The sequence below is a fragment of the Vibrio sp. SBT000027 genome, assembly GCF_963894355.1.
Lineage (GTDB): Bacteria > Pseudomonadota > Gammaproteobacteria > Enterobacterales > Vibrionaceae > Vibrio > Vibrio splendidus.
Window position 1 is genome coordinate 474,917 of the sequence record NZ_CAWQGD010000004.1, and the last position, 25,439, is coordinate 500,355.

Consider the following 25,439-nt stretch of genomic DNA (forward strand, 5'->3'; position numbering starts at 1 on the left):
AGTAACAACCATTTCTTATTAAGTATCCCAATGTCTGAATCAGAAGAAACGAGCTCGAACCTTTCGGAAACCTTGTTTGTAAAGCACAAGCAGGCCAAAGAGACCTCAATGCTTACTCGCTACATGCCAAGTTCTGAAGAACTGCTGGATAAAAAGCGTGAAGAGCAGAACTCATCTTGGTATCGAAACCTAAGACGTCTTCAGTGGGTATGGCAAGGCGTTAACCCAATTGAGCAAGAAGCGGTATTGGCACGCATCGCGTCATCCGATAATTCTCGTACCACTGATGAGTGGTTAGATACCGTGATGGGCTACCGCAGCGGTAACTGGGCATACGAGTGGACCAAGCTGGGCATGCAGCACCAAAATCGCTCGAATGAAAAGAGCGGCGAAGAGATGGCTGAAGAGTTGTTTTCAGCATCGTTGTGTTTCAGCATTGCGGGCTACCCACATCTAAAGAACGATAACCTTGCTGCTCAGGCACAGGTATTAGCGAATGCGGCGTATTCTGAAGCGATCAAACACACCAAATTGATCGTCAAACAAATCGAAGTGCCGTATCAAAACAAAAAGATTAAGGCGAACTTACATCTAACCAAAACAGACAAACCACAACCTGTCGTGATCGTGAGTGCAGGTTTAGATAGCCTGCAAACTGACATGTGGCGTTTGTTTAGAGATTACCTAGCACCGAAAAATATTGCGATGCTAACGATTGATATGCCGTCGATAGGGCACAGTTCGCATTGGCCACTAACCGAAGACTCTTCTTGCCTGCACCAAGCCGTGTTGAATGAACTGCCTAACATTCCATGGGTGGACCATCATAAAGTCGGTCTGTTTGGGTTCAGATTCGGTGGTAACGCGATGGTGAGGTTGTCGTTCCTTGAGCAACATAAACTCAAAGCCTGTATCTCTTTAGGGGCTCCGATCCACGATATCTTTGTTCATGCCGACAAACTAAAGCAGATGCCTAAGATGCACTTGGATGTATTGGCTTCGCGTCTTGGTAAAGGGGCGGTGGATATCAATAGCCTTTCTGGGCAACTGATGGCTTGGTCATTGAAGGTGCAAGGCTTGTTGGCTAACAGTAAAACCAGTGTTCCTATTTTGGCATTGGCTTTGGAAGGTGACCCTGTTTCACCGCATCTGGATAATCAACTGGTTGCTATTTACAGTGATTACGGCAAAGCGAAGAAAATCAAAACCAAATCAATTACACAGGGGTATGAGCAATCCCTCGAATTAGCGATAAAGTGGCTTGAGGATGAATTATTTAGATGACATTTCTCCGAAATTAGTTAAGCATGAAAAGTGTACAAAGTAAGTACCTGATACTCAGAGAAAATTTATAAAATCCAACTGCGTGCTTTCTACGTATTGCAGTCTGAGTAACGTCATTCTTAACATTGAAATGGAGATTCAATATGTCAGAAGTGACACAACAACCTACGCATTATCGCTTATTAAACGTTTTAAAGGCTATTGGGCCTTACTTGAGGGAGCCGCAATCAGAAGATGGTCACTACATTTTTGATTGCTTGTCTGTGTGTGTGAACGATAAAAAGTCACCAGAAGAGCGTGAGTTCTGGGGCTGGTGGTTAGAGTTGGATAAGTCGGAAGAAGGATTCTCGGCGAAGTACAACACGGGTAAATACAACATTGATGGTAACTGGGATCCTTTGCCATTACCTAAAAAGGCGGTCGCTGAGGTGTCTCGAACTCAAGAAGCCTTTCACCAAAAGCTGGTTGACGAACTTCAAAAGAAATTTGAAATCGGCGTTCAGTTAGACGAAGAGTCTGTCGAATTCGTCTGATTTTGAAGGTTACTCTTCTCTATAAAGCAAAAAGGTGCGATTTCGCACCTTTTCTGCTTGTGAATTCCCCTGTTGATTGCTAAAACATCACCTCTTATTTGTTTTATTCATAAAAGACTTCATGACAACAAATCATCAAAGCGGGACAACAACACAGCGTAAAACTGTCGTTGTTAAACTGGGTACCAGTGTCTTAACTGGTGGAACATTGGCATTAGACCGCGCTCACATGGTTGAGCTGGTTCGTCAATGTGCTGAATTAAAAAAACAAGGCCACTCTGTGGTTATGGTTTCGTCTGGCGCAATTGCGGCCGGACGTGAGCACCTTGGTTACCCCGCACTTCCCAACTCAATGGCGAGCAAACAATTGCTTGCGGCAGTTGGGCAAAGTCAGTTGATTCAAGTTTGGGAGTCTTTGTTTGCTATCTATGGCCTTAAAATTGGCCAGATGCTACTGACTCGTGCTGATCTCGATGATCGCGAGCGTTTTCTTAATGCACGTGACACGATCAACGCGCTCGTTGAGCACGATATTATTCCGGTAGTAAACGAAAACGACGCAGTAGCCACTAATGAAATTAAAGTGGGCGACAACGATAACTTGTCGGCACTGGTTGGTATTTTATGTGGCGCTGATAAGCTTTTGTTACTCACTGACCAAAAAGGCCTGTTTACCGCAGACCCTCGTAAAGACCCAAATGCTGAGCTCATCAAAGAAGTGAAAACTATTGATGACACACTGCGTAAGATCGCAGGCGGAAGTGGTACTACGTTAGGTACTGGCGGCATGGCGACAAAACTGCAGGCAGCTGATATTGCTCGTCGTGCGGGTATTGAAGTGATTATTGCTGCGGGCAGTGCTGAAAATGTGGTGTTTGATTCATTGAGTGACAACCCACAAGGCACACGTTTCTTGCCTTTAGCTGAAGCGCTTGAAAACCGTAAACGTTGGATTCTAGCGGGCCCAGCTTCTGCTGGTGACATCGTAGTCGACGATGGAGCGGTGAATGCCGTTAACACTAAAGGCAGTAGCTTGTTGGCGAAAGGGGTTGTTCGAGTTAAAGGCGAATTCTCTCGTGGTGAAGTCACCCAAGTCACAGACAGTAAAGGCAAAGTAATTGCGCGTGGTATCGCCAGTTATTCAAGCCAAGACCTAGCAAAAATTGCAGGCAAGCACAGTAAAGATATTGGCGACATTCTTGGATACGATTATGGGTCAGAAGTCATTCACCGTGACGACCTGGTTGTAATCCAAGAGTAGCTTGTGATGATAAGGCGAATCGCCTTTTTACATCCAAAGACAGACAGAATTTAGGGAGAGTTAAACGTGGATTTAACTAACATGGGTATTGCAGCAAAAGACGCTGCTTTCCACCTAGCGACCGCATCTACGGCGCAAAAGAATAAAGCATTGGCGATTATCGCTGATGAGCTAGAAGCAAACGCAGCAACGATTTTAGAAGCGAACGCGAAAGATATCGAATTAGGTCGCGAAGCGGGTTTAACCGACGCACTGCTTGATCGTCTACTTCTTAATGAAGAGCGCTTAATCGGCATCGCTAATGATGTGCGTAACGTGATTAGCCTGAATGACCCAATAGGCAGCGAAATGGACAGTAAGGTACTGGAAAACGGTATGTCACTCTCTCGCCGCCGTGTGCCACTTGGTGTGGTTGGTGTTATCTATGAAGCGCGTCCGAACGTAACTATCGATATTGCAGCTCTGTGTTTGAAGACAGGTAACGCAAGTATTCTACGTGGTGGTAAAGAGACGTTCTTCTCGAACATGGAACTGGTTAAAGTTATCCAGTCTGCATTAGAGAAAGCTGAGCTTCCTGCCGCTTCAGTTCAGTACATTGAAAAACCTGATCGTGAACTTGTCTCTCAACTGCTTAAACTGGATGACTACGTGGATATGATTATTCCTCGTGGCGGTGCTGGCCTGCACAAGATGTGTAAAGAGAACAGTACTATTCCAGTTATCATCGGTGGTTTCGGTATCAGCCATATCTTTGTTGATGAGAGCGCTGATCTTGAGAAGTCTGTTGATGTGGTTGAAAACTCGAAAGTTCAACGTCCATCTGCATGTAACTCATTGGATACGCTGCTAGTGCATGAAGCGGTTGCTGAGGCTTTCCTTGCTAAGCTGACACAGCGTTTAGCAGGTAAGGTAACCTTGGTTGCTGACGCCAGTGCAAAATCACTGCTAGCAGGTTTTGAAGACCAACGTGATGCAGTTGAAGGTGACTTTGACACTGAGTGGCTAAGCTACACGCTAGGCGTAAAAGTGGTAGTGGATGTGGCAGAAGCGATTGACCACATGCGTGTACACAACGCGAGTCACTCAGATGCGATCATGACCAACAGCCTAGAGAGCTCAGAGCGCTTTATTAACTCTGTCGGTTCTGCGGCGGTTTATGTGAATGCATCAACACGTTTTACTGATGGCGCACAGTTTGGTTTAGGCGCTGAAGTCGCAGTATCAACCCAGAAGCTGCACGCTCGCGGCCCAATGGGCTTAGAAGAACTGACAAGCTACAAATGGGTAGGTAAAGCGAACTATTTAGTTCGCGGTTAACGCTGGTCGTTAATTTTACTCCTCAGCTCATTTTTGAAATGGCGATCGAGTAGCAATAATCAATGAATCACCACACAAAAGGGCCTTAATTGGCCCTTTTTCTTTCCTAACGTTTGGCAATTCCGTTACACTGATATTCAATTATTTGGAGGTGATATGCATTGTCCTTTTTGTTCAGAGAACGACACTAAAGTAATCGATTCAAGACTGGTAGCCGATGGCCATCAGGTTCGTCGTCGCCGTCAATGCCTTGCATGTAGTGAACGTTTTACGACTTTCGAATCGGCAGAACTTGTGATGCCGAAAGTCATAAAGTCGAATGGAAACCGCGAACCATTTAATGAAGATAAAATGGTGGGTGGTGTACAGCGCGCCCTAGAAAAACGCCCAGTGAGTGCTGATGCGATTGAACTTGCGATCAGTACGATTAAGTCACAACTCCGTGCAACTGGTGAGCGTGAAGTACCAAGCGAGATGATTGGTAATCTTGTGATGGGCCAATTGAAAGAATTGGATAAAGTGGCGTACATTCGTTTTGCCTCTGTTTACCGCAGCTTTGAAGACATCCGAGAGTTTGGCGAAGAAATCGCTAAATTAGAGGATTAACTCTTCAATCATGTCAAACTTTACTCCCCTAGATTTTAAAATGATGTCGCGTGCTATTCAGTTAGCAAAACGCGGCATTTACACCACTGCGCCAAACCCGAATGTGGGTTGTGTCATCGTGCAAACCGACGGTCAGATCGTTGGTGAAGGTTTTCACGCCAAAGCCGGTGAACCTCATGCTGAAGTACATGCCATGCGAATGGCTGGCGATAAGGCAAAAGGTGCGACTGCTTATGTCACGCTAGAGCCTTGCTCGCACTATGGTCGAACGCCACCTTGTGCTGAAGGTTTGATTCAGGCTCAAGTAGCCAAAGTGATTTGTGCCATGCAGGACCCAAACCCAAAAGTTGCAGGTCGTGGTATCAAAATGCTACGCGATGCGGGTATTGAGGTTGAAATCGGTTTATTAGAGCAAGATGCTCTCGACTTGAACCCTGCATTTATCAAGCGTATGCAAACGGGCATGCCATTCGTTCAGTTAAAGATGGCCGCTAGCCTTGATGGGCAAACGGCATTGGAAAATGGTCAAAGCCAGTGGATCACATCGCCAGAAGCGCGTCGTGATGTTCAGAACTACCGAGCAAAATCAGGCGCTGTGCTATCAACTAGCCAGACGGTGATTGAAGACAACGCGTCGTTGAATGTTCGTTGGGCAGAGTTGCCAAGCAGTATCAAAGGTCATTACGCTGAAGACGAGCTGCGTCAGCCGATTCGCGTGATTCTTGATCGTCAAAATCAACTGCGTCCTGAGCTCAAGTTATTCCAAACTCCAACATCGGTATTGAGAGTCGCTGAAGCGTCTGCTGATATTGAAGTCGGAACCACAGAGGTAGGTCAGCTCGATTTGCACGATCTGATGCGTCAATTGCCAGCGAACCATATTGATCATATTTGGGTCGAAGCGGGCGCGACATTGGCCAAGAGCTTGATTGAAGCACGGCTAGTGGATGAGCTAATCCTCTATTTAGCGCCTAAACTTATGGGCAGTGACGGACGAGGTTTGATGGGCGCATTAGGGCTCACTTCAATGTCTGATGTGATTGACCTAGAAATCAAAGATGTTCGACAGGTTGGTGTGGATATTCGCATTGTCGCGAAGCCTATTATTGCGAAATCAATTGCGGCTAACCAATAGTCGCGAAATAAATCGTGACGAAACCACAGTAGAAATAGTTACTCCAACTACATACGTGTTGTTGACAACAAAAAGAGTTTTAAAATGTTTACAGGAATTGTAGAAGCCGTAGGTACATTGAGTGCAATCACTCCCCGCGGAGAAGACATCACCGTAACGGTTAATGTTGGTAATCTTGATATGGCTGACGTTAAGTTAGGCGACAGTATCGCGACCAATGGTGTGTGTTTGACGGTCGTTGAGTATAACGATCACAGCTACAGTGCAGACCTTTCGCTTGAGACCCTGAAAAAAACGGGTTTTGTGGATTACCAAGCCGGCGACAAGGTCAACCTAGAGAAAGCAATGTTACCGACCACGCGTTTCGGTGGTCATATCGTATCGGGTCACGTTGATGGCGTGGGTGAGATTGTTGAGCGTAACCAAGTCGGTCGTGCGATTGAGTTCTGGGTAGAAATGCCTGCAGAGATCTCAAAGTACGTAGCTCAAAAAGGTTCAGTCACTGTTGATGGTATTAGCCTGACTGTGAATGATTTACGCAAGAATGCCTTTAAGTTGACTATCGTTCCTCACACCTCTTCAGAAACCACCATTGATCAATTCAATGTTGGTCGTAAAGTGAATCTAGAAGTCGATGTATTAGCGCGTTATATGGAGCGTCTACTGCAAGGCCAGCAGCAAGAGTCTGAGCCTGAATCTCGATTAACGATGGAATTCTTACAGCAGAATGGTTTTGCCTAATCGTTGGTACAAAGTGTGTTAAGCGAGACTTTGTAAAGCGAAGCAATATCATCAGGTTTAAATAGTGTCGGTTCTAGGAAGCAGAACCATTTCAAAGGATATAGAACAATGCCAATTAGTACTCCTCAAGAAATTATTGAAGACATTCGCCTAGGAAAAATGGTTATCCTGATGGATGATGAAGATCGCGAGAATGAAGGCGATCTGATCATGGCAGCAGAACATGTCACGCCAGAAGCGATTAACTTCATGGCGATGTATGGCCGTGGCTTAATCTGCCTAACGTTGACCAAAGAGCGTTCAAATCGCATGGGTCTAGCGCCTATGGTTCAAGACAACAACGCTCAGTACACGACAAACTTTACGGTTTCAATTGAAGCTGCTGAGGGCGTAACAACGGGTATTTCTGCGTCAGACCGCGCTGTTACCGTTCAAGCGGCTGTGGCAAAAGATGCGAAAGCGGCTGACTTAGTTCAACCTGGTCATATCTTCCCACTGACAGCTCAAGAAGGTGGTGTTCTAACACGCGCAGGCCACACTGAAGCAGGTTGTGATTTAGCTCGTCTAGCAGGTTGTGAGCCAGCATCTGTTATCGTTGAGATCCTAAATGACGACGGCACCATGGCACGTCGCCCTGATCTTGAAGTCTTCGCTGAAAAACACGATATCAAATTAGGCACCATTGCTGACTTGATTGAATACCGCAACAACACAGAAACGACGATTGAACGCGTAGCACAATGTCATTTGCCAACAGAGTTTGGTGATTTTGAGCTTGTGACTTACCGTGACACGATTGATAACCAGATCCACTACGCAATGCAAAAAGGCGACTTGTCTGTAGGCGCTCCTTTAGTGCGTGTTCACCTGCATGACACGTTCACCGATCTGCTTCATTCAGACCGTGGTACTGAGCGCAGCTGGTCGCTAGATAAAGCGATGAAGCGCATTGGCGACGAAGGCGGTGTGTTGGTTATTCTGGGTAACGAAGAGTCGTCTGATTCTTTGATTCACAAAGTGAAGACATTCGAAGCTCAAGATAAGAACGAGCAGCCAACCATGGCTAAAAAGCAAGGTACCTCGCGTCGTGTTGGTGTGGGTTCTCAGATTCTACAAGACCTTGGTGTTCATGATATGCGTCTGCTTTCTTCAAGCACCAAGCGTTACCACGCATTAGGTGGCTTTGGTCTTAACGTTGTTGAGTATGTTTGCGAGTAAGTCGATATATCTCTGTTTATAGCAACATAATTTACCGATGATTCCAGTGGCTCTTTTGGTGATTCGTTTTGCCAAAAGAGCAAAGTAGTTAAGTCCGATTCAAAACGTGTTAAATACACGAGCTTGACTACTGGTTGCTCCTATATGGTTGAGAGCCGTGCTGCGTTATCATCTTTACATCTCCGGTGTCTGTTCTTCTAAATTAGCATTAGATATTGCTCACAGTTTTGTGCTAGAATCCGGCGATTCTCACTTGATGAAAATAGTTAAAGGAAGGCTTATGAAAGTGATCGAGGGTGGCTTCCCAGCGCCAAATGCAAAAATTGCTATCGTTATTGCTCGTTTCAACAGTTTTATTAACGAAAGTTTACTTTCTGGTGCAATCGATACTTTAAAGCGTCATGGACAAGTAAGCGAAGACAACATCACTGTTGTTCGTTGCCCTGGTGCAGTAGAACTTCCACTTGTAGCGCAACGCGTTGCAAAAACAGGTAAGTTCGATGCGATTGTATCTCTTGGTACAGTAATCCGTGGCGGTACACCTCACTTTGACTATGTTTGTAGTGAATGTAATAAAGGTTTGGCACAAGTGTCTCTGGAGTTTTCACTTCCAGTCGCGTTTGGTGTTCTTACTGTTGATACGATCGATCAAGCTATTGAACGCGCAGGAACCAAGGCTGGTAATAAGGGTGCAGAAGCCGCACTTAGCGCACTTGAGATGATCAACGTTCTTTCTGAAATCGATTCCTAATGGGGGCCAGTGTGAAACCAGCCGCACGTCGTAACGCACGTCAATTTGCTCTACAAGCAATTTATTCTTGGCAAATTACTAAAGAAAATATTGCTACCGTTGAAGAACAGTTCTTATCTGGTGGTAAGTATGATGAAGAAGAGCATCATGCCGCAGAACCTGCTCTAGCTATGCCAGAAACAGACGTTGCATACTTCCGCGACTTACTGACTGGTGTTGCTCTTAGCCACATGGAACTTGATAGCAAGCTTCGTCCATTCGTATCTCGCCCTATGCAAGATCTGGATTTGATGGAACTAGCGCTTCTACGTTTAGCTATGTACGAGATGACTCGTCGCGAAGATGTACCATACAAAGTGGTTATCAACGAAGCTATCGAGCTTGCAAAAGTATTTGCAGCAGAAGACAGCCATAAGTTTGTTAACGGTGTGCTTGATAAAGCTGCACCACACGTTCGTAAGAAATAAGACGTTCGTATATTGAATCTAAAGGTCAGCTTTTATGCTGGCCTTTTTTGTAACTAAATTTCTGTAATCTCAATAATTACGGTGATTTGTATGAAGACTAAAGATAGGGCATGTGATGTCTGGCGAATTTAACCTGATTGAAAAATATTTTGTAAATCGACAACCACAACGTAAAGACGTACATCTGGCTGCGGGCGATGACTGTGCTTTGGTCAAAGCGCCGGGCAATGTTGAGATAGCGATCAGCACCGACACTTTAGTTGCAGGTACGCACTTTTTAGCCGAAGCGAATCCTGCATGGGTGGCGCATAAAGCGTTAGCTTCGAACATCAGTGATCTTGCGGCTATGGGCGCGACACCTGCTTGGGTTTCATTTGCGTTAACTATGCCAGAAGTCGATGAAGAATGGCTTGCTCCCTTCTGTGACTCCTTCTTCAAGCTCGCTGACTACTTTGGTATTCAGTTAATTGGCGGTGATACAACCAAGGGGCCATTAAGTCTGACATTGACTGTACAAGGTTTTGTGCCAGAAGGTCGAGCACTGCGTAGAGATGGCGCTAAAGTGGGCGACTGGATTTACGTCACGGGTAACCTAGGTGATAGCAAAGCCGGCCTAGAAGTATTGCTTGATCCTGAACAGAACAAAGTCAAACCTTACGCTCTCGAGCTTGAAGAAAGGCACTATCTGAGCGTTCCTCGAGTATTGGCTGGTCAAGCGCTCGTGAACCTTGCTTCGTCTGCTATTGATATCTCTGACGGTGTTATTGCTGATTTAAAACATATCCTTAAGCGTTCTCAGGTTGGTGCGAGCATTGATGTGAGTACGCTGCCAATTTCTCCAGAACTACGCCAGTTCGCATCTGATATTGCTTCGGCTCAACAGTATGCGTTGACCAGTGGTGAAGAGTACGAACTGTGTTTTACTGTGCCGGAAGAGAATAAAGGTTCATTGGAAAGTGCTTTGTCACACACTGGAACAAAAGTCACCTGCATTGGCCAGATAAGACCTGTAGAATATTTTGAATTACACAATAATGGTGAACCACTGAGTTGGAACTTAACTGGTTACGATCACTTTAAGGTTAATTGATGACAAACCCACTTTCTCTTATTTCTCTTAAAAACCCTTGGCACTTATTGGCAACGGGTTTTGGTAGTGGCTTATCGCCGATTATTCCCGGCACCATGGGCACGCTTGCGTCGATCCCATTTTATCTATTGCTGGTTCAGTTACCTTTCCCTATTTATGTCATTCTTGTGGTTGTGAGCTGCATTATTGGTATCAAAATATGCCAAGTGACGTCTGATGACATGGGCGTGCACGATCACGGCTCTATTGTATGGGATGAGTTTGCGGGCTTTTGGATCACCATGGGCCTAGTGCCGTTGTTGGGTATTCCTGTTAATGATTGGAAATGGCTATTCGCCGGCTTTGTTCTGTTTCGTTTTTTCGATATGGTAAAGCCTTGGCCAATTGGTTGGTTAGACAAGCGAGTTCACGGCGGCTTAGGTATCATGATTGATGATATCGTGGCGGGTATTATGGCGGCGATTTCGCTGTATGCAGTGGCTCATTTTTCAGGTTGGCTCGTTTAAGAATCAATATCTAAAGAACGAACAATAATACATAAAAACAAGGATTTACAATGTCTAAGAAGGTTTACTGTGTTGCTCAATTTCAGCCTAAAGAAGGCAAATTGAACGAGTTGTTTGAAGTTCTTAAATCACTAGAGCCAAACACAATGCGTGAAGACGGTTGTATCCAATATACAGTGACTCGTCACATTCAGAGCCCATTTGCAGAGGGTGAGAGTTTCCCTATTGCATTCAATGAGATCTGGGCGGACAACGAAGCATTCGAAGCACACTGTCAACGTCGTGAGATTCAACAGTTCTTCCAAGAGCAGTGTGTTGAAGAGACAGGCTTGGTTGAGAACTTCAACGTTGCTATCTACTCTGACGAACCAGAGAACTATGACGCGCCAGTGCTTAAGCCTTGTTGCTAAGCAGGCTTAATTGCTAATAACTAACAGCTAAACAACGAATAGTTTATCAGTTAGCAGATACTAAAAAGGTTGACCCTAGGGCCAACCTTTTTTGTTTTGTCGCTTATGCTGTTTGCTTGTGAAAGCTATTTGGCAAGGTAGTCGGAGATAGACTTCTCAATACCTTTCGCATCTAAGCCAAGCTCTTCATGCAGCTCACCTTGAGTACCTTGAGCAATGAACTTGTCTGGTAGGCCAAGGTTCAATACCGGCATTAGCAGCTTCTCTTGCATCAAGAATTCAATCACACCCGCCCCCGCACCACCTGCAATCGCGTTTTCTTCGATAGTCACTAGTACATCGTGGTCAGCAGCAAGTTGCTTGATCAGGGCTTCATCTAGCGGTTTCACAAAACGCATGTCTGCAACTGTCGCATCGATAGCGTCTGCGGTTTGAAGTGCACTTTCAAGGAAAGTACCAAAGCTCAGAATAGCGACTTTCGAGCCATCTTTTACTTTTGCACTTTCGCGAACGATACGGCCTTTACCAATCTCTAGCGCAGTAAACTCACTTTGAATCTCTGTACCCATGCCATTACCACGAGGGTAACGAACGGCACTTGGGCCTGTGTGCTGGTGGCCAGTGTATAGCATTTGGCGACATTCGTTTTCGTCGCTTGGTGCCATGATCACCATGTTTGGAATGCAGCGCATAAAGCTTAAGTCGAACGCACCTTGGTGTGTTTGACCATCGGCACCGACAAGGCCTGCACGGTCAATAGCGAACATAACCGGTAGATCCATGATTGCCACATCGTGGATCAGTTGATCGTAGCCACGTTGTAGGAAAGTTGAGTAGATAGCCACAATCGGTTTATCACCCGCAATCGCCATACCAGTTGCTAGTGTCACAGCGTGTTGCTCAGCAATTGCTACATCGAAGTACTGTTCTGGATACTCTTTCGAGAAACGCACCATACCAGAACCTTCACGCATTGCTGGCGTTATCGCCATTAGCTTAGGATCTTGAGCGGCCATATCACACAGGAAGTCGCCAAAAATCTTAGAGAAAGTTGGTTTAGAGCTGGTGCTCTTAGGTAGACTTGAATGTGCAGGATCGAATTTAGGTACGCCATGGTAGCCAATTGGATCTTTCTCAGCTGGCTCGTAGCCTTTGCCTTTCTTCGTCATGATATGCAGGAACTGAGGACCTTTAAGATCTCTCATGTTCTTCAGCGTTTTAATCAGCTCATTGACATCATGACCATCAATTGGACCAATGTAGTTAAAGCCTAACTCTTCAAACATGGTGCCGGGGACAACCATGCCTTTTAAATGTTCTTCTGTACGACGAACGAGCTCTTTAATCGGCGGAACGCCTGATAGCACTTTCTTGCCACCCTCACGAATTGACGTGTAAAGACTGCCAGAAAGAACTTGAGCTAGATGGTTGTTCAGAGCACCTACGTTTTCAGAGATCGACATCTCGTTATCGTTAAGGATAACCAGCATGTCATTGTGAATATCGCCCGCGTGGTTCATGGCTTCGAAGGCCATACCTGCGGTAATCGCGCCATCACCAATGACACTGACGACTTTACGGTTCTTACCTTCTTTCTTCGCACTGATCGCCATACCAAGTCCGGCGCTGATCGATGTTGAAGAGTGGCCAACCGATAGGGTGTCGTATTCGCTCTCTTGACGCCATGGGAATGGGTGCAGTCCATCTTTTTGACGGATAGTCGACAAGCGGTCGCGACGACCTGTAAGAATCTTGTGTGGGTAGGCTTGGTGGCCAACATCCCAAACCAATTGGTCAAAAGGCGTGTTATACACATAGTGCAGAGCAACGGTTAGCTCTACTGTACCTAAGCCTGACGCTAAGTGACCACTTGACTGGCTCACCGAGTTAAGAAGATAGGTACGTAATTCATCACAAAGCTGTGTAAGCGTCTCTTTTGGAAGTAGACGCAAATCCTCTGGCTTATCAGCCAAAGCAAGAGTTGGGTACTTTGATATATCAAGAGTCATAGGTAATGCGCGCTTATTGTCTTAGTTCTTGCGCTCGATGACGTATCGGGCGAACTCTTCGAGTGACTGGGTATTGTATGGGATTGCAGCCAAAGCTTGAAGCGCTTCCTGTAGCAGAGTTTGCGCTTTTTCTTGAGCGCCCTCTAAACCTAACAAAGAAGGGTAGGTGCTTTTGTTCAAATCTTGGTCAGAGCCCTGTGGTTTACCCAAAGTTTCGGTATCGCTAATGATATCTAAAATATCATCCTGAACTTGGAAGGCTAACCCGATTGCATCGGCGTACTTATCTAATTGAGGCATCACTTCAAACGCTTTTTCGCCAGCAGCCAGAGCACCTAAACGAATCGCACTCTTCATTAGAGCGCCAGTCTTGTTACGGTGAACTTCTTCTAACTCTTCTAGCGTGACAGAGCGGTTTTCAGCTTCAATATCAAGAGCTTGTCCAATGCACATACCTTGTGCACCAGACGCTTCAGCTAGGCGTTGAATCATTCGAACGCGATTGCTTTCCCCGTCAGCACTTAATGTGCCTTCCGCAAGTATAGTAAACGCGAGAGTTTGTAGGGCATCGCCAGTTAAAATTGCCGTTGCTTCATCGTATTTGATGTGACAAGTCTGATGGCCACGACGAAGTTCATCGTCATCCATTGCTGGAAGGTCGTCGTGAATCAGAGAATAGGCATGAATACATTCGATTGCAGAAGCTGGAGTATCGAGTTCTTCAGCGGTACAGCCGAGCATTTCCCCTGTAATGTAGACAAGAAATGGACGTGCGCGTTTGCCGCCTAAAAGTAACCCATAACGCATCGCGTTGATAAGGTTCTGATTTTGGTGTGGCAGGCGATCAAGCCAAAGGTTCAGTTGCTCGTTATTACGTGCTTGATAAGACAATAAAGTCTCGATCATAGGGGATCTCATACAATTCGTTATTCTGGTTGTGGGTTAAAGTCACTAAGTTCTGCATTTTCATCATTTTGCAGTAAGATGCTAACACGCTGTTCAGCATCGTTTAGTTTACTTTGACCAGCACGAGCGAGGGAGATGCCTCGTTCGAACTTTTTCAGCGCATCATCTAAAGCTAGATCACCATTTTCTAGTTGATCAACCAAGCCATCAAGCTCTTCGATAGCCGCTTCAAAGCTCATATTTTCAGGTTTCTTAGTAGCCATAATAAATCTGCGTTTGGAAATATGAACGAACGTTACCCTAGGCCGCTGAGATGGTCAAATGTAACCAAGAAATTTTGCTAGAAAGTTCGTTTTTAAGGGGCTTGAACTCACTTTGGTTGAATAACCTTAGCTTTATCGAGTTTATGCGCTAAGGATAAGAGCAAAGTAAGCCAATAATTGTGATTCAAAAACGAAAAGTGTGATATTTAGGCCAAGAATTTACTAAAAGATCTTATAGTCTGGCCGATAAAAAGATTATCGTCGACGTAGAGCTACAAAAAAGCATGAGGAGTGCTCAGTGGATTTAGCAACCCTAATAGGTTTGATTGGTGGATTTGCCTTTGTAATCATGGCAATGATCCTAGGTGGAAGCCTCGGGATGTTCTATGACACGACATCCATTTTGATCGTGGTGGGTGGTTCAACGTTTGTTGTTCTAATGAAGTTCACCATGGGACAATTCTTTGGAGCAACCAAAATCGCTGGCAAAGCATTTATGTTTAAGGCCGATGAGCCTGAAGATCTTATCGCTAAAGTGGTAGAGATGGCGGATGCAGCACGTAAGGGTGGCTTCTTGGCACTTGAAGAAATGGAAATCAGCAACAGTTTCATGCAAAAGGGCATCGACCTATTAGTAGATGGCCATGATGGTGATGTGGTGCGTGCTGCACTGCAAAAAGACATCGCATTAACCACAGAGCGTCATGAGCAGGGCGCGAAGGTGTTCTCTGCATTTGGTGATGTAGCACCCGCGATGGGTATGATTGGTACCTTGGTTGGCTTAGTTGCCATGCTTTCTAACATGGATGATCCAAAAGCGATCGGCCCTGCGATGGCGGTAGCACTTTTAACGACCCTCTACGGTGCAATTCTTTCGAACATGGTGTTCTTCCCAATTGCGGACAAGCTTGCGCTGCGTCGTGATCAAGAGACACTCAACCGTCGTTTGGTTATGGATGGTGTATTAGCGATTCAAGATGGTCAGAACCCACGAGTTATCGATGGTTACCTCAAGAGCTACCTCAATGAAGGTAAGCGCACGATTGATGGTGAACCCGCGTAAGAGGATTTGAAGATGGATGAAGACAATCCATGTAAATGTCCTCCTCCGGGGTTACCTCAATGGATGGGGACATTTGCTGACTTGATGTCACTGCTGATGTGTTTCTTCGTACTGCTGCTCTCATTCTCTGAGATGGACGTACTGAAGTTCAAACAGATCGCTGGCTCGATGAAATTTGCGTTTGGTGTGCAAAACCGCTTGGAAGTGAAAGACATTCCTAAAGGCACCAGCATCATTGCACAAGAGTTCCGTCCTGGTCGCCCAGAGCCGACACCGATTGATGTGATCATGCAGCAGACGATTGATATTACGCAGCAAACGCTTGAGTTTCATGAAGGTGAATCTGAGCGTGCTGGCGGCACAATGCGTGACCAAGGCAAGATGACGGGAGGCAAGTCGCCAGAGGTTTCAACTCACGACAATCAAAACTCTGAGTCAGACCAACAGCAACAGCAAGCCGAAGCTCAATCGCAAGAGATGGAAACCTTGATGGAAAGTATCAAGAAAGCGTTGGAGCGAGAGATCGACCAAGGCGCGATTGAGGTGGAAAACCTTGGCCAGCAGATTGTGATTCGAATTCGTGAGAAGGGTGCATTCCCATCGGGTTCTGCTTTCCTACAACCTAAGTTTCGACCATTGGTTAGACAGGTGGCTGAATTGGTAAAAGATGTACCGGGCATTGTTCGTATTTCTGGTCACACCGATAACCAGAGACTTGATTCAGAGCTTTATCGTTCTAATTGGGACTTATCATCGCAGCGTGCGGTGTCTGTGGCTCAAGAGATGGAAAAGGTGCGTGGCTTCTCTCATCAACGCTTGAGAGTGCGCGGTATGGCCGACACAGAGCCAGTAGAGCCGAACGATACTGAATGGCAGCGTAGCCTCAACCGCCGTGTTGAAATCAGCATTATGCAGGGTGAGCCGCTTTACAGTGATGAAGTACCTGTTATTGGTCAGTAATAGGCAGAGAGACCGCGATTAGTCTTCAGGTACACATACGTTAGTCAGCAGATAGCATCGAAAGCCCAACCTTATGATGAGGTTGGGCTTTTTGTTTTCTGGTCTTCAATGATGCTCTCAGCGGTATTTATGTCGTTTTGAAACCTGCTACTTTTAATAACAGGCGGTTTAATTATCGGGTTAAAGCAACCACTCTTTTCCTTGCTTCACTTTCTCATGTATAATTCGCGCCCTTAGATTTAATATTGATCTATTATTGCTTCAATAACTATGTGAAATGACCTTTTACGTGGTGATGAACCTACTAAAATTTGTGAACCTTATTGGCGTGAAAGTACTATGAAATTTATTGTTAAGCCTCATCCGGAAATTTTTATTAAAAGTGAATCGGTGCGTAAGCGCTTCACAAAGATTCTAGAACGTAATATTCGTACTATTCTTCAGCGTCGTACTGAGTCTGTGGCTGTCTTCAACCGCCGTGACTACATCGAAGTGACGTCTGAGAGCGACAAGTACTTTAAAGAAACACTCGAAGTATTGACGCAAACTCCGGGTATTCATCACTCCCTTGAGGTTCAGCAATCAGAATTTAAAGACCTGCACAATATTTACGAGCAAGTTCTTGAACGAAGCGGTGCTCTTATTGAAGGCAAGACTTTCTCTGTGCGAGCCAAGCGTCGTGGTAAACATGACTTTACTTCTATCGAGCTAGAACGCTACGTAGGTGGTGGTTTAAACCAAGCGGTTGAATCAGCAAAAGTAAAACTGAAAAATCCAGATATTACCGTTAAAGTTGAAGTCGAGAACGAAAAGCTAAACCAAGTTATTGAACGTCATAAAGGCCTAGGCGGATTCCCTCTAGGTACTCAAGAAGATTTACTGAGCTTGATCTCTGGCGGTTTCGATTCTGGCGTTTCAAGCTACTTACACATCAAACGTGGTTCTAAAGTGCATTACTGCTTCTTTAACCTAGGTGGCCCTGCGCACGAAATTGGTGTTAAGCAAGTTTCTCACTATCTATGGGATAAATACGGCTCATCGGCAAAGGTGAAGTTCATCTCTATCGATTTTGAACCGGTAGTCGCAGAGATTCTTGAGAACGTTGAAGATGGCCAAATGGGCGTGGTTCTTAAGCGTATGTTCATGCGTGCTGGTGGTATGGTTGCAGAACGCTTCGGTATAGAAGCCCTAGTAACCGGTGAAGCATTAGGTCAGGTTTCTAGCCAAACGCTAACTAACCTTCGCCACATTGACAACGTGACCGATACTTTGATCCTTCGTCCGCTTATTAACTGGGACAAAGAAGACATCATCGACCTGTCTCGTAAGATTGGCACCGAAGACTTTGCGAAAGTAATGCCTGAGTACTGTGGTGTTATTTCTAAGAAGCCAACAGTGAAAGCGAAGAAAGGCAAATTAGAAGCAGAAGAAGCTAAGTTTAACTTTGAAGTGCTGGAGCAAGTGATCGAGAACGCTCGAGTTATGGATATCCGTGACATCGAGAAAGAGAGCCAAGAGCAAGCGCCGGAAGTTGAACAAGTTCAAGCTGTTGCTGAGCACGCTATCGTTCTTGATATCCGTAGCCCAGACGAAGAAGACGAAAGCCCACTAGAGATCGATGGTGTTGAAATTAAACATATCCCGTTCTTCAAGCTTTCGACTCAGTTTGGCGACTTGGACCAAGCAAAAGAGTACTTGCTGTACTGTGACCGCGGTGTAATGAGCCGTCTACAGGCACTTTATTTAAAAGAGCAAGGCTTCCATAACGTGAAGGTTTACCGCCCATAGTGGTATAGAGTAGCCGAATATTTTGCAAAGCCGTTTACTGAAAAGTAAGCGGCTTTTTTATTTTCTATTGTGAATGTTTTACAGTAGGCAGTAAGAGGCGCGAGTTTGTCGAGTTATCATCATGCTCTGTCTTGATATTCTGAGATTGATATTCTGAGATTGAAATGATGGGGTTTGAGTTGGCTTGTAGGTGACCGAAGAAGTGTGAGTATCTGAGGAACTCTGTTACTTTTTAGTGCTATTCAATGGTTCTATTTGTATGTGTTCAGTTGATTATTTGAGTGGGTGTCTGATTCTGTGATTAACGATGAAAAATAACAAAGATTAATTAGCACAGCTATTGATAAACTTGTTGTTATTTTTCTTTGCACATAAAAAAACACCGCCCATAAGGCGGTGTAAACAAATTTGACAGACAGGTCAAAATAAATACAGGAAGTACATGTCTCGTTTCAGTATAGAACTGCAACAAAACATTTGGTAGAACTCTACCCAACTCGAAAAGAACGAGTTTGCAAACACAACATCGCAGGAGCTAAACCAATTGATTCTAGAGAGAATCAAGCCGTTCAGGCTAGCTGCTGCGGGATGAAATATAGAATTTCTCTGGCCGCTAGGCAATGGACAAATTATAATGTTTCAGATAAAAAAAACTAATGCTTATTTAGAGAGTACCTATGTCTCGTCGATTACCCCCATTAAACTCGCTAAGAGTGTTTGAAGCCGCTGCTCGACACTTGAGTTTTACGCGCGCTGCAGAAGAGTTGTTTGTTACTCAAGCTGCAGTGAGTCACCAGATTAAAGCGCTTGAAGAATTCTTGTCTTTGAAGCTGTTTCGTCGAAGAAATCGCTCTTTGCTGCTGACTGAAGAAGGTCAGAGCTACTTCTTAGACATCAAAGATATTTTTACATCACTGGCTGAAGCGACGGATAAAGTGCTTGAGCGAAGTGAGAAGGGCGCATTGACCATCAGCTTACCGCCAAGCTTTGCCATTCAATGGTTAGTGCCAAGGCTTGCAGACTTTAATCAGCAAGAACCTGATATCGACGTACGAATTAAAGCCGTTGATATGGATGAAGGCTCGCTGACCGATGACGTAGACGTAGCTATTTATTATGGTCGAGGCAATTGGTCGGGGCTTAGAGCCGATAAGCTTTATCAAGAATACTTGATCCCTCTTTGCTCACCTTCAGTGTTGCTTGGTACCAAACCATTAGAATCTCTAAGCGATTTAGCATGTCATACGCTATTACATGATACTTCTCGAAAGGATTGGAAGCAGTTCGCTAAGCAAAATGGCATCGATGGGGTTAACGTGAATCACGGCCCTATCTTTAGTCACTCAACCATGGTGTTGCAGGCGGCAGCTCACGGCCAAGGTATTGCACTGGGTAACAACGTGTTGGCGCAACCTGAAATCGAAGCGGGTCGTTTGATTGCGCCTTTTGACGAAGTGTTGGTGAGCAAGAATGCCTTCTATGTGGTTTGTCATGAGAAACAAGCCGATATGGGCCGTATCGCCACCTTCCGCGATTGGATGCTGGCGAAAGCGCAAAGTGAACAAGAGGATTTACTCGATGAATAACGTCATCATTGATGGTGAAGACAATCCAATCACCTTTGTCTTTGCACATGGTGCTGGCGCAGGTATGGACCATGAATTCATGCAGTCGGTAGCAAAAGGGTTAGCCTTTAAAGGGATACAAGTGATTCGTTTTAATTTCCCTTACATGATTAAACGTGCTGAAGATGGCAAGCGTCGTCCACCTGACAGAGCCCCTAAGCTGCTTGAAGCTTACCAAGACATCATTAAGCAGTGCGATGCCGATAAGCTTGTGATTGGCGGTAAATCGATGGGAGGGCGTATGGCGAGCCATTTGTCTGAAGTTGATAAGGTGGCAGCGATGGCCTGTTTAGGCTTTCCTTTCCACCCTCCAGGTAAGCCAGAGAAGTACAAAGGTGAGCACTTAGCTGAGTTACAAAAGCCATGTCTTATTTTGCAGGGTGAGCGCGATACCTTTGGTAAGCGTGAAGAGTTTGCTGATTTCGACCTGTCGGATTCTATTCGTGTTGAATTTATCCCAGACGGTGATCACAGCTTTAAGCCTCGTAAGAGCTCTGGTTACACAGAGCAGCAGAATATTGCCTTAACCGTTGAGAAGCTGTCAGCGTTTATCAAAGAGGTACTCAATGAGAAGTAAGTATTTACTCACGTTTGCAGGTATCTCTGGTGCGATTGCTGTGATGCTTGGTGCCTTCGCGGCTCACGGGTTGAAAGCTATCTTGCCAGAATATCTGCTAGGCGTGTTTGAGACGGGTGTTCAGTATCAGTTTATCCATACTTTAGCGATATTGGCGTGTGGCGCTCTGCTGCAGATGAAACTTGGCGTTAAATCACAAAAATATTTTTTCATTGCGGCAATTTGCTTTATCATCGGCATCCTTTGTTTTAGTGGCAGCCTTTATGGCTTGGCACTGACAGGAATAAAATGGTTTGGCCCTATCACTCCGTTTGGTGGTCTACTATTTATCATTGGTTGGGGAGTCTTCTCCTTCGCTGCTTTGAATATAAAAGAGGTAACTCAGTGAAACACGTACTACTTTATTGTCGCTCTGGTTTTGAAAAAGAATGTGCTGGCGAAATTCAAGACAAGGCAACACAACTGGAAGTGTTTGGTTTTCCTCGCTTAAAGAACAATACAGGCTTTGTATTGTTTGAATGTTATCAAGCAGGCGAAGCCGATAAATTGGTTAAAGAGATCGACTTCCAATCGCTGATCTTTGCTCGTCAAATGATCGCGGTAGCAGCTGAAATCAAAGATCTTCCGACTGATGATCGTATCTCTCCAATTCTTGAGGCGCTTTCTGAGAAAGAAGGTTTCCCACGTTGTGGCGATATCCGTATTGAAACGCCAGACACCAATGAAGCGAAAGAGCTTTTGAAGTTCTGCCGTAAGTTTACCGTGCCAATGCGTCAAGCTATGCGTGGTAAAGGCCTGATGACTGCGAAAGACAATGTTAAGAAGCCTGTGCTTCACTTATGTTTTATCGCTCCGGGTCACTGCTTAGTGGGTTACTCTTACCCAACTAACAACTCACAGTTCTTTATGGGCATTCCTCGTTTGAAGTTCCCATCAGATGCGCCAAGCCGTTCTACATTGAAGCTAGAAGAAGCGTTCCACGTATTCATCCCTCGTGATGAGTGGGATGAGCGTCTTGCTCCAGGTATGTGGGGCGTAGATTTAGGCGCGTGTCCAGGTGGTTGGACTTACCAACTGGTTAAGCGTTCTATGTTCGTTCACTGTGTTGACAACGGCATGATGGCGGAAAGCCTAATGGAAACGGGTCAAATCAAGCACCATATGGTAGATGGCTTTAAATTCGAACCTGACCGTAAGAACGTGACTTGGATTATCTGTGACATGGTTGAGAAGCCAGCTCGTGTTGCTCACTTAATGGGTGAGTGGATCATCAAAGGCTGGGCGAAAGAAGCATTGTTCAACCTTAAACTGCCAATGAAAGGCCGTTACGATGAAGTACTGCAGGATATCGAGAACCTGAAACAGTTCCTGATTGATAACAAAGTTAAATTCAAGATGCAGGCGAAGCACCTTTACCACGATCGCGAAGAGATCACGGTGCATATTCAGTCGCTTTCGAATATCTCGCCGTACTAATATTTACATTAGTGTGTCAGTGATAAAGAAAATGCTCCTTTAAGGGGCATTTTTTGTATCTGCAGTTTGGTTATGTGAACGGTGACGTTTTTGGCAAACGGTTTGGTTATCGTCGCTGATTTGTAATTAACTTCTGCGATTGAAGCCTAAAAAAGCCGTAAGAGATCGAGACTTACGGCTACCTAATTCAGGGATGATACGAAGAAGGGTTTATTTAATAATTCAGTGGCAAAACTAGTCAGTTTTACAACAAGAACATCTTAGCCAAAAGTGATTTTATTAAAAGTAAGTGAATGTAAGTAAAGAATGTAAATGATAAGAATTATCATTCAAAGTGTGTAATATTCACGCCTCCTTACTTGATTCTATAAACTATAAAAACACAATATGAAACTTAAAGCATTATCAGTGGCCGTTACGGTTGCCTTGACTTCATTTACTGCCCTTGCTGCAGACGAAACAGAAACCGTTGTCGTTATCGGTTCCGCTCTTGATCAACTTGTTCAGACAGAAATAAATTCAGATATCCTTGAAAAGAAACAAGCATCGGACATCAAAGATGTTCTAAACACCATGCCTAGCGTAACGGTAGACGGAAACGCACGCTACTCACGTAAAGTCTATGTACGTGGTATGGAAGACAAATTTGCTGTTGTGACCATTGATGGTGCTCGTCAAGAAGGTCAGCTATTTCACCACTCGGGCGATCAGGCGATTGACCCTGCGATGCTAAAGCGTGCTGAAATTGAACTCGGCGGTAACTCAGCACTTTCGGGTTCTGGTGCGATTAACGGTTCATTTAGCTACGAAACCAAAGATCCTAGCGATCTTCTTAAGCCGGGCGAAAGTGTCGGTGCACGAGTAAAAACGAGCTATCAAACGGCTTATGAGCGTTTCGCAACCAATGTCGCTGTGTATGCAAAAGTGAACGACAAGCTACAGTTTATGGGTATTGCAAACTACTCAGAAGATGGTGATCTGCACATTCCTGATCAGGAAGCTGTAACATCAAAGCAGGGCGAGCTTAAATCTGGTATGGCTAAGGTTGTTTTCATCCCGAACGATGCCAATGAATTTAAACTGACCTTCAACCGTTACAACGATGGCGGTAAGCGTCAACTTTCTGGTGAGAAGGCAGGTGCACTGTATGCTGATGATGAACACAACTACCACTCACTAAATCGCGATACAGTGACTCTGCAACATGAATACGATACGGGTAGTGATCTGGTACATCTGAAAACCAATGTTTACTACAACCGTCAGTACATGGAGCGTGATGCGCTTGTTGATACTGCTTGGGACAAAGACGCGAACGGCGACTGGATTAAAGACGGTAAAATTGCTATTCCAGATCGTGAATACAACGTGACAACCATCGGTGGTGACATTCGTAACATTTCTTGGGTTGGTGAGCATGAGCTTACTTACGGTCTTGATGGTTACAAAGCTGAACAATGGATTGATGCTGGCGATGGCGTTTACCAAAGCGGTTCAAAGCAAGGCGAAACCAAGAAGTACGGCATGGATGGCGGCACGGTTACCGCTTACGGCCTTTACGTGCAAGATATGTATGAGTTCAGCGATTTCCGCTTAACCACGGGTCTTCGTTACGACGTTCACAAGTTGGGCGGTGTTTACACGGGTGATTTTGATCAGCTGTCTCCAAAGTTCAAGGGTGAATACCAAACTACGGATAACTTAAAACTTCGTGTTGGTTACGGTCGTCTATTTAAAGGTGCATCACTACCAGAAACGTTAACGATGAAAGCAGCTCCTGATGTTGACCAGTCTGATACCAAGGCGATGACGGGTAACAACTATGAAGCGGGCTTTGATTACGAGTTAACACGTTTGCTTGCGGCTGATTACGCTATCTTAGGTTTCACGGCTTACACCTACAATCTTGATAATCAAATGCACCCAACCAAGAACAACTCAACATTAGCTAACCAGTATGATGTTGAAGTGTGGGGTGTTGAAACGGTATTAAGCTATGAGTTAGATGCGTTAAGTGTTTACGCTAACCATTCGTACTCAGATGGCGAGCAAAAGAGCCTGAAAAATGGCAAGACAAGCCACATGAATAAAACCGGTATTCATAACTTTAAGGCTGGTTTTAACTACAGCATAAACAGTGAGTTTGTGTTTGGTTGGGATTCACGTTTTGTTCCGGGTAATGATTACACGGATGAAGATGGTGATGAAATTAAACGCGCAGGTTTCGCAACGCATAACATCTGGGCGGCTTACACACCTACGTTTGCTAAAGATCTAGAAGTGAATCTTGGTGTCGATAATCTACTTGATAAGAAGTACGCAGAGCATACTGGCTTTGGTATCTCTTGGGGTTCAGATAAGTACACCAGCTACGAAGCAGGTCGTAACTTCAAAGCCTCAATCGCTTATAGCTTCTAATCCACTCTTTACTGCAAGTCACTCTAGAAATAGAGAGTTATCAGTATAAGTGAAATGTTTCGTATTAAAATGAAACCACAAAAAGCCTTAGTTTAGACTAAGGCTTTTCTGCTTTCGAATGACGGTGTTTCTAATGGATTGATCTATAAGCGATCTATTTCTAGCTTTTAGCGACTGAATTTGTAACGTCGGATTAAGACACCGCTTCGTAGCGAATATCTTGCAGATTGAAGCCCAAATCGATGTCTGTTTTGAGTGCTGAAACGAGCTTACATACGCGAGCCGATTCAATATGCTCATCGAATTTCTTGCGATACTTTTTCGGTAAGTCTTCAGCTAGGAATGCCGTTTCTATATCTGGATACGTTGTTAATATCTCTTTGGCCGCTTTTGGTCCAACTCCAGGAATCCCCGGCACTTGGCTTGAGCTGACGCCCGTTAATCCCCAGTAATCTGCGAGCTGTTCAGGTTTTACGCCAAATTCCGCTTCGATAAAGGGTTTATCTAACCAACGGTGCTGAAAGTAATCACGGATCTGTAGCGTTGGTGCTAACAGTTGGCAGTAGCCCTTATCCGTAGAGATGATGGTGACCGTTTCTCCGTGATCGGCCACTTTCTTAGCGAGCGTAGCGACTAGATCATCCGCTTCATCACCATCAGATAGCAGTGAATCAATCCCTAATTCCCACCAAGCTTGTTGGATAGCATCAAGGCCTTTCATTAATGGTTCAGGCATCGGCTTGCGGTTTTGCTTGTAGGCAGGAAGGACTTCTGCACGCCAGCCTCGATCTTGTAAATGATGATCAAATACCGCAATGATATGGGTTGGCTTTGATTCTTTTAGGATGCGATTAAGAGTACGAGCTGTGGTGGTGATGGTTCTTGCAATATCGGTTGGGTCCGGCTGAACAGAGTGAACGCGTCGGATGAGATTCAAAGCATCGATAATAACAAGATGGATAGACATAAGTTTCCACTAAATAGGCAATAAATAAGGGGCTGCTAGCCCCTTATAGTAACGTATCACTTGGTGAG

25 protein-coding genes are annotated in these 25,439 nt (G+C 45.0%); 21 read left to right on the forward strand and 4 right to left on the reverse strand.

All coding sequences use genetic code 11. The features are described from left to right. The first annotated feature begins 30 nt into the window (after positions 1–30). The 13 genes from frsA to AACU28_RS12145 all read left to right on the forward strand — a co-directional run bounded on the left by frsA (position 31) and on the right by AACU28_RS12145 (position 11,319). Positions 31–1,284 carry an esterase FrsA gene (gene frsA / locus AACU28_RS12085; protein WP_029222300.1) on the forward strand — a complete coding sequence of 418 codons (1,254 nt, stop codon included), beginning with the start codon at positions 31–33 and terminating at the stop codon, positions 1,282–1,284. Between the two features lie 143 nt (positions 1,285–1,427). Next, the gene (gene crl, locus AACU28_RS12090) at positions 1,428–1,817 is read left to right on the forward strand and encodes a sigma factor-binding protein Crl (protein ID WP_004734391.1); all 390 of its coding nucleotides are present in this window, start codon (positions 1,428–1,430) and stop codon (positions 1,815–1,817) included. Positions 1,818–1,893: 76 nt separating this feature from the next. Then, positions 1,894–3,078, forward strand: a complete 1,185-nt coding sequence (proB, locus tag AACU28_RS12095; RefSeq protein ID WP_017084187.1) for a glutamate 5-kinase — start codon at positions 1,894–1,896, stop codon at positions 3,076–3,078. A gap of 66 nt (positions 3,079–3,144) precedes the next feature. Next, positions 3,145–4,395 carry a glutamate-5-semialdehyde dehydrogenase gene (locus tag AACU28_RS12100; RefSeq protein WP_121602999.1) on the forward strand — a complete coding sequence of 417 codons (1,251 nt, stop codon included), beginning with the start codon at positions 3,145–3,147 and terminating at the stop codon, positions 4,393–4,395. Between the two features lie 156 nt (positions 4,396–4,551). Beyond that, positions 4,552–5,001 carry a transcriptional regulator NrdR gene (gene nrdR / locus AACU28_RS12105; RefSeq protein WP_004734394.1) on the forward strand — a complete coding sequence of 150 codons (450 nt, stop codon included), beginning with the start codon at positions 4,552–4,554 and terminating at the stop codon, positions 4,999–5,001. Between the two features lie 40 nt (positions 5,002–5,041). After that, positions 5,042–6,136: a bifunctional diaminohydroxyphosphoribosylaminopyrimidine deaminase/5-amino-6-(5-phosphoribosylamino)uracil reductase RibD gene (ribD, locus tag AACU28_RS12110; protein ID WP_061022389.1), complete on the forward strand. Its 1,095-nt coding sequence runs from the start codon at positions 5,042–5,044 to the stop codon at positions 6,134–6,136. 84 nt (positions 6,137–6,220) lie between these two features. Continuing rightward, positions 6,221–6,877, forward strand: coding sequence for a riboflavin synthase (locus AACU28_RS12115; protein ID WP_004734396.1), 657 nt, complete (start codon positions 6,221–6,223; stop codon positions 6,875–6,877). A gap of 108 nt (positions 6,878–6,985) precedes the next feature. Beyond that, on the forward strand, positions 6,986–8,095 hold the full coding sequence (ribBA, locus tag AACU28_RS12120) for a bifunctional 3,4-dihydroxy-2-butanone-4-phosphate synthase/GTP cyclohydrolase II (protein WP_004734397.1): 1,110 nt from the start codon (positions 6,986–6,988) through the stop codon (positions 8,093–8,095). Positions 8,096–8,375: 280 nt separating this feature from the next. Then, complete coding sequence (gene ribH, locus AACU28_RS12125) at positions 8,376–8,846, forward strand: 6,7-dimethyl-8-ribityllumazine synthase (protein ID WP_004734398.1); 471 nt, start codon at positions 8,376–8,378, stop codon at positions 8,844–8,846. Beyond that, complete coding sequence (gene nusB, locus AACU28_RS12130; RefSeq protein WP_004734399.1) at positions 8,846–9,313, forward strand: transcription antitermination factor NusB; 468 nt, start codon at positions 8,846–8,848, stop codon at positions 9,311–9,313. Before ribH ends, nusB begins: the two co-directional genes overlap by 1 nt. A gap of 115 nt (positions 9,314–9,428) precedes the next feature. After that, positions 9,429–10,403: a thiamine-phosphate kinase gene (gene thiL / locus AACU28_RS12135; RefSeq protein WP_061022387.1), complete on the forward strand. Its 975-nt coding sequence runs from the start codon at positions 9,429–9,431 to the stop codon at positions 10,401–10,403. Beyond that, positions 10,403–10,909, forward strand: coding sequence for a phosphatidylglycerophosphatase A (gene pgpA / locus AACU28_RS12140; protein WP_029222743.1), 507 nt, complete (start codon positions 10,403–10,405; stop codon positions 10,907–10,909). The genes thiL and pgpA overlap by 1 nt, the downstream gene beginning before the upstream one ends. Positions 10,910–10,959: 50 nt before the next feature. Then, positions 10,960–11,319, forward strand: a complete 360-nt coding sequence (locus AACU28_RS12145; protein ID WP_004734402.1) for a putative quinol monooxygenase — start codon at positions 10,960–10,962, stop codon at positions 11,317–11,319. A gap of 125 nt (positions 11,320–11,444) precedes the next feature. On the opposite strand, the gene dxs is transcribed toward AACU28_RS12145, so the two are convergent. The 3 genes from dxs to xseB are packed head-to-tail and all read right to left on the reverse strand — an operon-like array spanning position 11,445 to position 14,497. Continuing rightward, on the reverse strand, positions 11,445–13,328 hold the full coding sequence (gene dxs, locus AACU28_RS12150) for a 1-deoxy-D-xylulose-5-phosphate synthase (protein ID WP_054542966.1): 1,884 nt from the start codon (positions 13,326–13,328) through the stop codon (positions 11,445–11,447). 21 nt (positions 13,329–13,349) lie between these two features. Then, on the reverse strand, positions 13,350–14,234 hold the full coding sequence (gene ispA, locus AACU28_RS12155; RefSeq protein WP_004734404.1) for a (2E,6E)-farnesyl diphosphate synthase: 885 nt from the start codon (positions 14,232–14,234) through the stop codon (positions 13,350–13,352). Between the two features lie 20 nt (positions 14,235–14,254). Then, on the reverse strand, positions 14,255–14,497 hold the full coding sequence (gene xseB, locus AACU28_RS12160) for an exodeoxyribonuclease VII small subunit (RefSeq protein ID WP_004734405.1): 243 nt from the start codon (positions 14,495–14,497) through the stop codon (positions 14,255–14,257). A 298-nt stretch (positions 14,498–14,795) separates the two neighbouring features. Between xseB and pomA the strand changes: the two genes are divergently transcribed. The 8 genes from pomA (at position 14,796) to AACU28_RS12200 (ending at position 24,404) form a co-directional block, all read left to right on the forward strand. Next, entirely contained in the window at positions 14,796–15,560 is a 765-nt protein-coding gene (pomA, locus tag AACU28_RS12165; protein WP_004734406.1) for a flagellar motor protein PomA, read from the forward strand. 12 nt (positions 15,561–15,572) lie between these two features. Beyond that, a complete protein-coding gene (locus AACU28_RS12170; protein WP_121603000.1) occupies positions 15,573–16,520 on the forward strand; it encodes a flagellar motor protein MotB in 948 nt (315 codons plus the stop codon). A 339-nt stretch (positions 16,521–16,859) separates the two neighbouring features. After that, on the forward strand, positions 16,860–18,308 hold the full coding sequence (gene thiI / locus AACU28_RS12175) for a tRNA uracil 4-sulfurtransferase ThiI (protein WP_004734408.1): 1,449 nt from the start codon (positions 16,860–16,862) through the stop codon (positions 18,306–18,308). A gap of 677 nt (positions 18,309–18,985) precedes the next feature. Further along, positions 18,986–19,894 (forward strand): transcriptional regulator GcvA, encoded by a 909-nt coding sequence (locus AACU28_RS12180; protein WP_017080068.1) that lies wholly within the window; start codon positions 18,986–18,988, stop codon positions 19,892–19,894. Beyond that, positions 19,887–20,510, forward strand: coding sequence for an alpha/beta fold hydrolase (locus AACU28_RS12185; RefSeq protein WP_121603001.1), 624 nt, complete (start codon positions 19,887–19,889; stop codon positions 20,508–20,510). Before AACU28_RS12180 ends, AACU28_RS12185 begins: the two co-directional genes overlap by 8 nt. Further along, a complete protein-coding gene (locus tag AACU28_RS12190; protein ID WP_121603002.1) occupies positions 20,500–20,898 on the forward strand; it encodes a DUF423 domain-containing protein in 399 nt (132 codons plus the stop codon). Before AACU28_RS12185 ends, AACU28_RS12190 begins: the two co-directional genes overlap by 11 nt. Further along, positions 20,895–21,986, forward strand: coding sequence for a 23S rRNA (cytidine(2498)-2'-O)-methyltransferase RlmM (rlmM, locus tag AACU28_RS12195; RefSeq protein WP_121603003.1), 1,092 nt, complete (start codon positions 20,895–20,897; stop codon positions 21,984–21,986). The genes AACU28_RS12190 and rlmM overlap by 4 nt, the downstream gene beginning before the upstream one ends. Positions 21,987–22,373: 387 nt before the next feature. Continuing rightward, the gene (locus tag AACU28_RS12200; protein WP_121603004.1) at positions 22,374–24,404 is read left to right on the forward strand and encodes a TonB-dependent receptor plug domain-containing protein; all 2,031 of its coding nucleotides are present in this window, start codon (positions 22,374–22,376) and stop codon (positions 24,402–24,404) included. Between the two features lie 193 nt (positions 24,405–24,597). Here the strand turns inward: AACU28_RS12200 and xni are convergent, their stop codons facing one another. Then, positions 24,598–25,371: a flap endonuclease Xni gene (gene xni / locus AACU28_RS12205; protein WP_121603005.1), complete on the reverse strand. Its 774-nt coding sequence runs from the start codon at positions 25,369–25,371 to the stop codon at positions 24,598–24,600. Positions 25,372–25,439: the final 68 nt, after the last annotated feature.